Genomic DNA, 11,583 nt, shown 5'->3' with positions numbered 1-11,583 from the left:
GCGCTCCGGCCGGAGCGCGCTTTTTTCGGCCGATTCGCGATTACATGATGTAAACGAAGATAAACAAGCCCAACCAGACCACGTCGACGAAATGCCAATACCAGGCAGCAGCTTCAAAGGCAAAGTGGTTTTCCGGAGAAAAGTGCCCCTTCCAGCTTCTGAATAACACCACCGACAGGATAATGGCACCCACGCATACGTGGAAACCGTGGAAACCGGTCAGCATGAAGAATGTCGAGCCGTAGATGCCGGAGCCCAGGGTCAGACCCATTTCGTGATAGGCTTCGTAATATTCGGTAGCTTGGAAAGCCACGAACAAAAAGCCCAGACCCACTGTCGCCAGCAGACCCTTGATCAACTGGTCGCGGTTTTTAGCCAACAATCCGTGATGTGCCCAGGTGCAGGTGACGCCGCTGGACAGCAGCAGCAGGGTATTGATGAACGGCAGACCAAAGGCGCCCATCGGTTCGAACTCGCCGCCGACGTTGCCGGGACCATTGGTCGGCCATACCGCCTGAAACGCCGGCCATAATACATCGTGAGTGGATCGGCCCGGACCGCTCGGCATGCCGCCCTCGCCCAGATGCGGTATGGAAATGTTACGCGCGTACCACAGCGCGCCGAAGAATACGGCGAAGAACATCACCTCCGAAAAAATGAACCACATCATGCCCATGCGGTAGGAAATGCCCACCCCGTGGTTATACATGCCGGATTCGCTTTCGGTCGACTGCAGGGCGAACCAGAAGCCCAGCATGACCAGAAAAGTCACAAAGCCGGTCAGCATCATGCCCGAACCGATGCCCGAACCGTTCAAATGATTGGCAAACCCAGCCAGCATCAGCATCAGGCCCGCAGTAGCCAAAACAGGCCAGACCGCCTTATGCGGGATGTAATAAGCGCCGTGTGTAGACATAACCTTCCCCTCTCAATTTTCAGTGTTATTAGTTCTATCAAAAAAAGTGTAAGACAATGTAATGGTTTTATAACGCTCCGGCAGCCGCGGATTCACCACGAACCGCACCGGCATGGTTTTTTCCTCCCGCGCCGCGAAGGTTTGTAACTCAAAACAAAAACACTGTACTTTTTTAAAAAATTCTTCCGCGAGACCCGGCGTTATGCTGGGAATGGCCTGCGCCTTCAGCGGCACCGCCAGATTGTTTTTTGCATAAAAATTCACCGTGTAATACTGCCCCGGATGAACCTTCATGCTGCGTGTTTCCACGCGGAAATCCAGCGGAGTCGATTCATTCACCGAAGTAATGAACTCAACGTTCACTTCCCTGCTTTCATCGACCGCAAAGGCTTGATCGGCCTCGACCGCTTCCTTCAATTTGGCATTCTGCCCGGTAATGTCGCAAAGCACGTCGTAGATGGGTACCAATGCATAACCGAAACCGAACATCAGCAGCGCCACGAACACCAGTTTTTGCGCCAGTTTCGTGTTCTTCCGCTTCAAGTCTTCGCTCATTGCGACATGGCCTTCATCACCGCCATTACGTAAATCGTTAACGCTACCGCAATCAGAATTACAGCCGTCAGGATATTTTTTTTCTTGGTATCCATTTACTCAGTTCTCCCCGCCTTATCGGGGGCGGGGAATCTGCCTCTATTGATGTACAAGCTTAAAAATGCTCGGTCGGAATGCTTTCCGGTGGCGTTGTAAAGGTATGATAGGGCGCTGGAGAAGGCACGGTCCATTCCAGACTGTGCTTGCTGGCATCCTCCCAAACCTCCGCGGATACCTTGCCGGTACCGCCGCGTATGGTGTCGATCACGATATACACGAACAACAACTGGCTGAAACCGTAGATAAAGGCACCGATACTGGACACCATGTTCCAATCCGCGAATTGAATCGCATAGTCCGGAATCCGGCGCGGCATGCCCGCCAACCCCAGGAAATGCTGCGGGAAAAACAGGATGTTGACCGAAATCGCCGACAACCAGAAATGCAGCTGGCCGATTTTTTCGTTGTACATATTACCGGTCCATTTAGGCAGCCAGTAATAACCCGCCGCCATCAGAATGAAGATGGAAGCCGGTACCAGGGTGTAATGGAAATGCGCCACGATGAAGTAGGTATCGTGGTATTGAAAGTCAACCGGAGCCACTGACATCATCAAGCCGGTGAAACCGCCCATGGTGAACAGGACCACGAAGGCGATGGAGAACAACATCGGCGTTTCGAAGGTCATGGAGCCCTTCCACATGGTGGCGGTCCAGTTGAACACTTTCACACCGGTCGGAATCGCAATCAGCATGGTGGCGTACATGAAGTAAAGTTCGCCGGCAATTGGCAAACCGACGGTAAACATGTGATGCGCCCAAACGATGAAAGACAGGAAGGCAATCGCGCCGGTCGCATAAACCATGGAAGAATAACCGAACAAGGGTTTGCGGGCAAATACCGGAATGATGGTGGAAGCCACGCCGAAAGTCGGCAGAATCATCACGTACACTTCAGGGTGACCGAAGAACCAGAAAATATGCTGATACAACACAGGATCGCCGCCGCCGGCCGCATCGAAGAAACTGGTATCGAAGAAACGGTCTGTCAGCAACATGGTTACCGCGCCGGCGAATACCGGCATGATGGCGATCAGCAAGAACGCGGTGATCAGCCAAGTCCAGACGAACAACGGCATTTTCATCAGCGTCATGCCGGGGGCGCGCATGTTGAAAATGGTCGCAATCACATTGATGGCACCCATGATGGACGAAATTCCCAGCATGTGGACCGAGAATATGGCAAACGGAAAGGCCTTACCGGTTTGCAACACCAACGGCGGATATAAAGTCCAACCGGCCGATGGCGCGCCGCCTTCCATGAACAGCGTGCTGGCCAGCAATAAAACCCCGGCCACCAGCATCCAGAAACTCATGTTGTTCATGCGCGGCAGAGCCATATCCGGCGCGCCTATCATCATCGGAATCATCCAGTTGGCCAAGCCGACGAAGGCCGGCATCACCGCCCCGAACACCATCACCAGCGCGTGCATGGTGGTCATGGAGTTGAAGAAGTTGGGATCGACGAATTGCAAACCGGGCTCGAACAATTCGGAACGAATGATCAGAGCCATGGTACCGCCGACGAAAAACATCGCCAGCGCGAACACCAGATACAGCGTGCCTATATCTTTATGGTTGGTGGTGATTATCCATCTTAAAACGCCCTTCTGAGGGCCGTGATCGTGATGATCGTGGTGATCATCATGTTCAGCTACGACAGCAGACATACTTTATACCTCAATAACTATTGAAAAATGAGTTGGACGGGAAAAGCTTGGGAGCTTACTCGTCATCGTCCCATTTAGGAGTGATTTTATCGGGCTGAATTTCGTCGCCCACGTTGTTACCCAGTTCCGGCGCGTTTCTGATATAGGTAATCAGCTGCGCCAATTCATTATCGGGCAATTTGCGGAAAGCGGGCATTTTGCTGGTACCGGCCTGGATGAAACCAATCAGCTGATCCATGTTGCCGGTGACTTTTTCGCTGCCTCTCAAGGCAGGGTACCATCCACTGATACCTTTACCGTCGATCTGGTGGCAGGCCACGCAGTTTTTCAAATAAACCGATTCGCCCTTGGCCATCAATACCGAGCGGCTTTGTTCGGCCAGATCGGGCGCCTGATTTTGTTTGTCCAGGGTTTCCTTGACCCAGGCATCATAACGATCCTGCTCCATCGCAATCACCACCACCGGCATGAAGCCGTGGTCGCGTCCGCACAACTCGGTGCATTGACCGCGATAAACGCCGGGATTTTCGACATAGGTCCAGGCCTCGTTGATAAAACCGGGGTTGGCGTCTTTTTTCCAGCCCAAATCGGGCACCCACCAGGAGTGGATGACATCGGCCGCCGTGAAGAGAAAACGGATTTTCTTTTTGGTCGGAACGACCAGAGGCTTATCGACATTCAACAAGTAATTGGCAACCGTGCGCGGATCGCCATCTTTTTGGCGATGAACTTTCTCGCTGGCTTCGTCCAGATGACTCTCGAAATGAATGCCGTTATCCAGATATTCGTAATCCCAGTACCATTGCTTACCGGTGACCTTGATGCTCATCTCGGATTCCTGCACCTTGTCCAGATCGATCACGGCCTTGGTGGCCGGAATGGCCATGCCTACCAGAATCAAGGTTGGGATGATGGTCCAGACGATTTCCACCGTGGTGTTTTCGTGGAAGGTGGCGGCTTGATGCCCCTTGGATTTACGGTGATGGAAAATCGAGTAAAACATGGTGCCGAACACGGCGATACCGATGAACACGCAAATCCACAGGATCAGCATATGCAGATCGTACAACTCATGACTGAGTTGCGTCACCCCTTGTACCAGGTTAAGAGTGTAGTCCGCATGCGCAGTCCCGAGACCCAAGGCCATCAAAACCAAACACGCGAGCAGTTGCTTTGTTTTCTTCACGGAGCAGCCTCCTCGGTTGTAGTTATAAACTTGTATGCGTATATCTTATTGTAATTTTGCGGCCTGCAATCAGGCAGACAACTATTCCTTTTACCGATATTTATCACGAATTAACCGGTTAATTTTAACCTATGACTCTTCGCTTAACCAGAAGAGCTTTTCCCGATGTGTCAAATAACATAAAAAAGGCCCGCGAATATGCCTATTCGCGGGCCTTTATTTCTTAAAACAAAACTATTTATTACTGTAATGCCGATGAATAAGCCTTATCGAAAGTAGGGATATGACTGTCCAGCCAGCCTTTGACCATCTGACCCACTTCATCGGTTACGTCGGCCTCGCCGGCATGAAACTTTTTCTGCAGATCCGCGCAAATGCCCACCAAGGCATCATGTTCCGCTTTGTGGCGCTCGTAACCGCCAAAACCCTTGGCCACCATCTCTTTTTCCTCGTGGGCAAAATGATCCACCACATAGGAAATCAAGGCATCCAGCGATGCGCCTATCGTGGCGCGCGCCGCGCCGCCGGTTGCATCATCGTACAATTTGTTCAGCAATCCGAACAAAGTTTGATGTTCCTGATCGGCAAATCCGACATTGGTGCCGTATTGTTCCGCAGTCCAAGTGATTAACGCCATAGCTTACCTCCAGTGATTTTTATTGTGGAGGTCGCATTGTCATGACAAAAGAGGCGGCAAATCTTGATTTGGATCAACAAATTTTCAGTTTTGAATGGTCAGCCTCGATGCCAGATAAGCGAAATCGGGCCGAGACATATGCGGCAACACCCCCAGCAAAGGCGCCTCGATACCGGCCCGCAAAAAATCCAGATTCGCCTGAAATTCCGGCATATCGCGGTCTATCCGCACCGCCACCCAACCGGCCAGCTCGCAACCGGACCGCCGAATCGCCACATCGCTCAGCCGGGCGTGATTAATGCAGCCCAAGCGCATGCCCACCACCAGAATGACCGGCAAACGCATGATTTTGGCCAAATGCGCATTGTCCCAATCCCGGCACAGGGGCGAAAACCAGCCCCCCGCTCCTTCCACCAGCACGCAATCGCTCCTGTCCCGCAAATATTCGAAGCCGCGCAAAATGACTGCCATTTCAACTTTGCTGTCGCCACAGGCAATGTGCGGCGACACCGGCAACTGAAACGCATACGGATTGATACGTTGGTAATCAAACGCACGGGAAGCGTGTTGCTGCAGCAACAAGGCATCGGCATTTTTCCAGCCGCCCTGCATCCAAGCGCAACCGGCCGACACCGGTTTCATGCCGTTAACCGCCAGTCCACGCATCTGCAAGGCGCGCATCAATGCCAGGGTTGTCCAGGTCTTGCCGACATCGGTGTCGGTACCGGTAATAAAAAAACCGTTACTCATGCCCGCGCCACCGCCCGTACAAAAATAATTTCATAGCCGGCCGTAATGCCGGGCCTGGAATCCTGCCTTGGATAGTGCTTAATCATCTGTTGCAACTGAGTCCTGGTGGTCGGTCCGGGTTTGCGCCCCCGATTGACATTGTGCGCGCCCATGCCCTTCAACTCCCGCATCAAACTTTCGACATCGGGATATTCGGACCTGTACAGCAGGCTCGCCAGATCGATTTCGTTAAAACCCGCGTCCCGCAAAAACATTTCGATACGGCCGGCGGCATGGAATTCGTTAACGTGGGCATAGTCGTCCACGGTCGCCCAGGCCTGTTTCAATTCCAGCAGGGTGCGCGGACCAAAGGTGGCGAATACCAGACTGCCCGGCCGCTTTAATACCCGCTTCAACTCCAGCAAGGCGGCCGGCAAATCCACGGCCCATTGCAAGGCCAGATTGGAATAAATACGGTCGATACTGTGCGCGGCAAAGGGCAGCTTTTCCGCATCGGCGCAGATGTAATCGGCGCGCATGCGCGGATATTTGCCGCGACAGGCAGCCAACATCGGCATGGCTATATCCAGCGCCAGCAAGTGCTCTTCCGAACCGGCCGCAGCCAAGTGACCGGTCAGAAACCCGGTTCCGCAGCCCACATCCAATATCGGGCCGGTGCCATTGCGCGGCGGGAAGCGCCGCAACAATTCCAAGCCGACTTGTCTTTGCAGCGCGGCCAAGCCGTCATAACTTTGCGCGGCCGCCGCGAACGAACGCCTGATTTTGCCTTTATCCAACAACACTTCAATTGTCATGACACTCCGGTTACGGCGGAAACCAGCTGTTGCGGGTGAGATAAAAATGGCGCGTGACCGGCGGACGACAGGATTTGCAGCTTCACTTCCGGGTTCAGTCCTTGCACGGCAGCGCCGCAGCCGACGGGTATCAGGGTGTCTTTCTCACCCAGAATCATGCTGGTGCTTACCGGGTTTTCCCGCATAAACGCCCGTAAATCGGTATTTTTCAGCACATCCAGCCCCGCCCGCAACACCTCCGCCGCCGGCGGCGGACATTCCAGCAGAGCCCAACGCAAGGATTGCAACAAGGTTTTTCCGTGCGCCAATCCGTTGACTTGCAAAGCCAAAAACCGAAGCAGGGTTTGTTGCACATCGGTTTGCAACAGTTCGGCAAAGGCGTCCAAGGTCTCGGCTTTCACCCCCGGCCAGTCGCCGGTTTGGACAAACAGCGGATTTCCGGCCAACACAAACAAGCGCTCGACGCGCTCCGGCGCCCGACTGGTCATCGCCATCGCCACCGTCGCCCCCAAAGACCAACCCAGCAGGAAAAACCGCCGTTGCGGAATCGCCGCAAGAACCGTTTCGGCAATATTTTCCAGCTTAAACGCTTCCAGCGCCTCGCTGCGACCGTGTCCGGGCAGGTCCACGCAAATCACCCGGTAATGCAGCGCCAGTCGACGGGCAAAATCCCGCCAAACGCCGCTGTGCATGGCCCAGCCGTGTATCATCACCAAGGGCGGCCCCTGGCCGAAAGTTTCGGCATGGATATAGCTCATGCCATCACCCCGATCAAGGCATCGAGCAAGCCATCGACTTGTTGTAAGTCATGCTCGGCGGAAAATGTCACCCGCAGGCGGGCGGTTCCGGCCGGCACGGTCGGCGGCCGAATCGCCGACACCCAGAAGCCCCTGTGCAGCAGCGCCTGACTGACGGCCAGCGCTCGCCGGCTATCGCCCATCGGGATGGGTTGAATGGCCGTGAAGGAATCCATCAAGCGCAAACCCTGTTGTTGCGCCCCGGCCCTGAACCGCGCCACCAACTCGGCCAGTTTTTCCCGCCGCCAGCTTTCGGTTTGCAGCAGGCGCAGGCCGACGCGAGTGGCCTCGGCGACGGCGGGCGGCAATGCGGTGGTGAACACATAGCTTCTGGCTTTTTGAATCAGCATTTCGATCAATTCCTCGGAACCCGCCACAAACGCGCCGAAGGTACCGAAGGCCTTACCCAGGGTACCCATCAGAATAGGCACATCGCAAGGCGTCAAACCGAAATGTTCGACAATACCGCCGCCGTTTTTACCCAGCACTCCGAAACCGTGGGCGTCGTCGATGAACAAGCCTGCCCGTTGCCGTTTCGCCAGGGCCGCCAGGGCCGGCAAATCCGCCAGATCGCCGTCCATGCTGAAAACGCCGTCGCTGACGATCAAGACTTTATTCGCCCGATCGCCGAATTTTTCCGCCAAATCCGTGATATCGCGATGGCGGAAGCGCTTGAATTGCCCGCGCGACAGCAGGCCGCCATCCAACAAGGAGGCATGATTCAGCCTATCTTCGAATACCGCGTCGCCACGGCCGACCAATGCCGAAATCACGCCCAGATTGGCCATATAGCCAGTGGAAAACAGCAAGGCCCGTTCGCGGCCGGTAAACGCCGCCAGCTCTTGTTCCAAGGCGTGATGGGCACTGCCGTGCCCGCAGATCAGATGGGCCGAACCGCTGCCGACCCCATAACGGTCTACCGCCCGTTTAAACGCGGACGCCACTTCGGGATGGTTGGCCAAACCCAGATAATCGTTACCGCAAAAATTCACCACCGGCCTGCCGTCGACCCTTAACAATACGCCTTGCGGACCATCGACCACGCGCCGGCCGCGATAAAGCCCCTGCTGTTTCAGCCGTGCCAACTGTTCGGAAAAATCGTAGAAATCCGCGCTCATCCAGCGTAACTGGATCCGCCCATGCGCACGCCCAAGCGATCGAACAACTGTTTGTCGTGCTGACTCATCGGATTATCGGTCGTCAACAATTTGTCGCCGTAGAAAATGGAGTTGGCGCCGGCCAAAAAGCACAAGGCCTGCATTTCATCGCTCATGCTTTTACGCCCGGCGGACAAACGCACCCGCGATTGCGGCATCAAAATTCGCGCGGCGGCGATGGTGCGCACAAAGGTCAAGGGATCCAGCGCTTCGGCGCCGTGCAATGGCGTTCCCTCCACCCGCACCAGCATATTGATGGGCACGCTTTCCGGATGCTTGGGCATATTGGCGAGTTGCAACAACAATTTGGCCCGGTCGGTTTCGGTTTCCCCCATGCCGACGATACCGCCGCAACAGACATTGATGCCGGCGTCGCGCACACGCTCCAAGGTATCCAGTCTGTCCTGGTAAGTGCGGGTGGTGATGATCTCGGAGTAATAGTCCTCGGAGGTATCCAGATTGTGATTGTAGTAATCCAGACCGCCGTCTTTCAAAGCCTGGGTTTGCCTGTCGGTCAGCATGCCCAACGTGACGCAGGTTTCCATGCCAAGAGCCTTGACGCCCCGCACCATTTCCACCACCCGTTCGATATCCCTGTCCTTGGGGCTGCGCCATGCGGCGCCCATGCAAAACCGGGAAGCGCCCTCGGCCTTCGCTTGGCCGGCGGCCTTCAATACCGCGTCGACCGGCATCAAGGCTTCGGGATTCAGGTCGGAATCGTAACGCGCGCTTTGCGGGCAATAGCCGCAATCTTCGGAGCATGAACCCGTCTTGATGCTCAACAAACTGCTGACTTGAATCTCGTTGGGATCGAAATACTGCCGATGCACGGTCTGTGCCTTGAACAGCAGATCGTTGAACGGCATAAGCAACAGCGCTTCGACTTCGCTCAACAGCCAGTCGTGGCGCAACGGCGCTTTGATTTGAATGGGTTCCGGCATAACAGACATTCTGGTAATCTCCAAACGGTGCGGGCAAACAGCAAACGGACGCTTATCAACCTTAATAAAAATACAAAGTGAACAACTGGCTGAATATTATACAGAACAAATGTCTGCCATCGCGCTGTATGTTTTGCGGACAGCCCGGCTTGGGCGATATGGACTTGTGTCCGGCCTGTCTTAACGAGCTGCCGCGGAACGCCTCCTGCTGCTACCGCTGCGCGGAGCCTTTCGCATCGCCGATGCCGGCTCCGCAATTATGCGGCCGCTGCCTGACAAAACCGCCCGGTTTCGATGAGACCCATGCCCCCTATCTGTACGACGACGGGCTGCGCTTTCTGATTACCCGCCTCAAATTCAACCGGCAATTCAAGCACGCCCGCCTGCTGGGAACCTTGCTGGCCCGCTATCTGGCGGATAACGTGGAACTGGCGGAATGCATCATTCCGGTGCCCTTGCATCCGAAACGCTATCGGGAACGCGGTTTTAATCAGTCGATAGAAATAGCCAGGCATCTGGCCGAACAGCTTGCGCTGCCCATGGATGTGGATAGTTGCATGCGCCATCGCGACACGGCCCATCAGACCGATTTGGCAGCCAAGCAACGCAGACGGAATATGCGACAGGCCTTCTCGGTAAAGCATGCCCCAGCTTACCGGCACGTCGCCATCGTGGATGATGTGATGACCACCGGCGCCACCGCGGCGGCCCTGGCGGAGACTTTGCGAAAACAGGGAGTGAGCCGGGTCGATGTGTGGGTTTGCGCCCGAGCCGGATCGATTTGAGATAAAAAATGCAGACCTTGCGGGGGCCGGTCCGTTCAGCTTGCCGGCGTATCCGGCTCCGCCGGGTTCTTTTTCGCCGGACGCCGTCCGTGTTTCAGCTTGTTTGCCTGCTCGGCATCTACCTTGGTCACTTGGCCGGCGGGGGCGCCATCCAAATCAACCCTGTCCGCGCCCTCGGTCAGACATTCCCAATAACGCTTGCCCCAGCACCAGGTTTTAATGGCTGCGCGCAATTGGTTTTTATCGATTCCCCATTGCTCGGAATACTCGAAAATATCCTTGTGGATACCAATTTTTAAAGGTTGTTTGGGCGCGGGGCTTTTAGGAAAAGCCAGCGGAAACTTCTTCTGCAGTTGCCCTATGACCAGTACAATCGGATCGACTTTGGCGGATTTCTTGGCGGACGAAGCGGCCTGTTGCCGCTTGCTTGATTTTTCCGCCTCGGCTTGCCGAGCCAATTCATCCCTGAGTGCCGCCAGTTGTTCAAAGCCCATAATGTATTCGCGCCCGAAATAAAAATAAGACAACATATTATTCCCCGCCGCCCGCTTTTATCAAGCCGATGGCGAAATTAAACCCGGACCATGCCATTTTATATAAGCCGTAAACTTTATTACGAGGCCACCACCAGGATGACGTTGTTCGTCACCACCCAACTATAGAAGGTATCGGCCGACGCCAATGTTGCCGTGCCCCAACGACTCTTGATGGTATGCCGGCCGAAAAAAATACAGGCTATAGCCGAAAGTATCGCGAGTTTCAGCAATGCAATGGCAAGCCCCAGACCACACAAGCCGGCAACATAATTGAGCACCGGATTGACCTCGTCCACCGGCGCAAAACTCAAACCCAGATAGGTAATCACGCCGTCGGCAATATGCAACAGGGCGAAGAAAAGAATCAGTAGCGCATTGACTACCTGTTTAGGCTGGGCCAACCAATATTGGTTGGGCTCCAAGATACCGCTTGCCCAAGCGTTCAGAAGCTTACATAAGTTGACGGGTCGCATGTCCTTCTCCTTAAAACGGGTAACACGCTATGGGAACGAGCATAAAAATATCGCCACCGGAAAAAGCGTTGCGACAAGTTCATACCGCCTGCTTGGCAAGCGCGCTCAACACCTGAAGCGGATTCAGGTTTTAAGCGTGGATGCGGCTCAACTATAACGCTTTGAAAATGGTTTACAATACAGTCAATAGATGATTATTTATTTCTCGATATAAAACAATTATCCACCCTCTTCAACGCCGCCCAACTCAATCTTGTCGTAGTTTCGGGACAAACTCACCCTGCTAGT

At 54.6% G+C, this 11,583-nt stretch carries 13 protein-coding genes; 1 reads left to right on the top strand and 12 read right to left on the bottom strand.

The annotated features are described in order from the left end of the window. Positions 1-40: 40 nt before the first annotated feature. The 10 genes from NP590_RS16295 to bioB all read right to left on the bottom strand — a co-directional run bounded on the left by NP590_RS16295 (position 41) and on the right by bioB (position 9,510). On the bottom strand, positions 41-916 hold the full coding sequence (locus NP590_RS16295; protein ID WP_256603690.1) for a cytochrome c oxidase subunit 3: 876 nt from the start codon (positions 914-916) through the stop codon (positions 41-43). Positions 917-928: 12 nt separating this feature from the next. Further along, a complete protein-coding gene (locus NP590_RS16290) occupies positions 929-1,471 on the bottom strand; it encodes a cytochrome c oxidase assembly protein (RefSeq protein WP_256603689.1) in 543 nt (180 codons plus the stop codon). 154 nt (positions 1,472-1,625) lie between these two features. Next, the gene (ctaD, locus tag NP590_RS16285; RefSeq protein WP_256603687.1) at positions 1,626-3,239 is read right to left on the bottom strand and encodes a cytochrome c oxidase subunit I; all 1,614 of its coding nucleotides are present in this window, start codon (positions 3,237-3,239) and stop codon (positions 1,626-1,628) included. A gap of 55 nt (positions 3,240-3,294) precedes the next feature. After that, on the bottom strand, positions 3,295-4,425 hold the full coding sequence (gene coxB, locus NP590_RS16280; protein ID WP_256603685.1) for a cytochrome c oxidase subunit II: 1,131 nt from the start codon (positions 4,423-4,425) through the stop codon (positions 3,295-3,297). 241 nt (positions 4,426-4,666) lie between these two features. Beyond that, positions 4,667-5,062: a bacteriohemerythrin gene (locus NP590_RS16275; RefSeq protein WP_256603684.1), complete on the bottom strand. Its 396-nt coding sequence runs from the start codon at positions 5,060-5,062 to the stop codon at positions 4,667-4,669. Positions 5,063-5,146: 84 nt separating this feature from the next. Continuing rightward, positions 5,147-5,812: a dethiobiotin synthase gene (bioD, locus tag NP590_RS16270; RefSeq protein WP_256603683.1), complete on the bottom strand. Its 666-nt coding sequence runs from the start codon at positions 5,810-5,812 to the stop codon at positions 5,147-5,149. After that, a complete protein-coding gene (gene bioC, locus NP590_RS16265) occupies positions 5,809-6,606 on the bottom strand; it encodes a malonyl-ACP O-methyltransferase BioC (RefSeq protein WP_256603682.1) in 798 nt (265 codons plus the stop codon). The genes bioD and bioC overlap by 4 nt, the downstream gene beginning before the upstream one ends. Beyond that, a complete protein-coding gene (gene bioH / locus NP590_RS16260) occupies positions 6,603-7,364 on the bottom strand; it encodes a pimeloyl-ACP methyl ester esterase BioH (protein ID WP_256603681.1) in 762 nt (253 codons plus the stop codon). The genes bioC and bioH overlap by 4 nt, the downstream gene beginning before the upstream one ends. Further along, positions 7,361-8,521 carry an 8-amino-7-oxononanoate synthase gene (bioF, locus tag NP590_RS16255; RefSeq protein ID WP_256603680.1) on the bottom strand — a complete coding sequence of 387 codons (1,161 nt, stop codon included), beginning with the start codon at positions 8,519-8,521 and terminating at the stop codon, positions 7,361-7,363. The genes bioH and bioF overlap by 4 nt, the downstream gene beginning before the upstream one ends. Further along, positions 8,518-9,510, bottom strand: coding sequence for a biotin synthase BioB (gene bioB, locus NP590_RS16250; RefSeq protein ID WP_256603679.1), 993 nt, complete (start codon positions 9,508-9,510; stop codon positions 8,518-8,520). Before bioB ends, bioF begins: the two co-directional genes overlap by 4 nt. A gap of 68 nt (positions 9,511-9,578) precedes the next feature. On the opposite strand from bioB, the gene NP590_RS16245 reads away from it, so the two are divergent. After that, on the top strand, positions 9,579-10,286 hold the full coding sequence (locus NP590_RS16245) for a double zinc ribbon domain-containing protein (RefSeq protein ID WP_256603677.1): 708 nt from the start codon (positions 9,579-9,581) through the stop codon (positions 10,284-10,286). Between the two features lie 35 nt (positions 10,287-10,321). On the opposite strand, the gene NP590_RS16240 is transcribed toward NP590_RS16245, so the two are convergent. Both NP590_RS16240 and NP590_RS16235 read right to left on the bottom strand, forming a co-directional pair. Next, entirely contained in the window at positions 10,322-10,816 is a 495-nt protein-coding gene (locus NP590_RS16240; protein ID WP_256603675.1) for a ProQ/FinO family protein, read from the bottom strand. 83 nt (positions 10,817-10,899) lie between these two features. After that, positions 10,900-11,295 (bottom strand): DUF5658 family protein, encoded by a 396-nt coding sequence (locus NP590_RS16235; protein WP_256603674.1) that lies wholly within the window; start codon positions 11,293-11,295, stop codon positions 10,900-10,902. Positions 11,296-11,583 lie beyond the last annotated feature (288 nt).

It is taken from the genome of Methylomonas subterranea (assembly GCF_024505185.1).
GTDB classification, from domain to species: Bacteria; Pseudomonadota; Gammaproteobacteria; order Methylococcales; family Methylomonadaceae; genus Methylomonas; species Methylomonas subterranea.
Note: the sequence above shows the minus strand (reverse complement) of the source record. Positions and strands in the feature narration are given on the sequence as shown.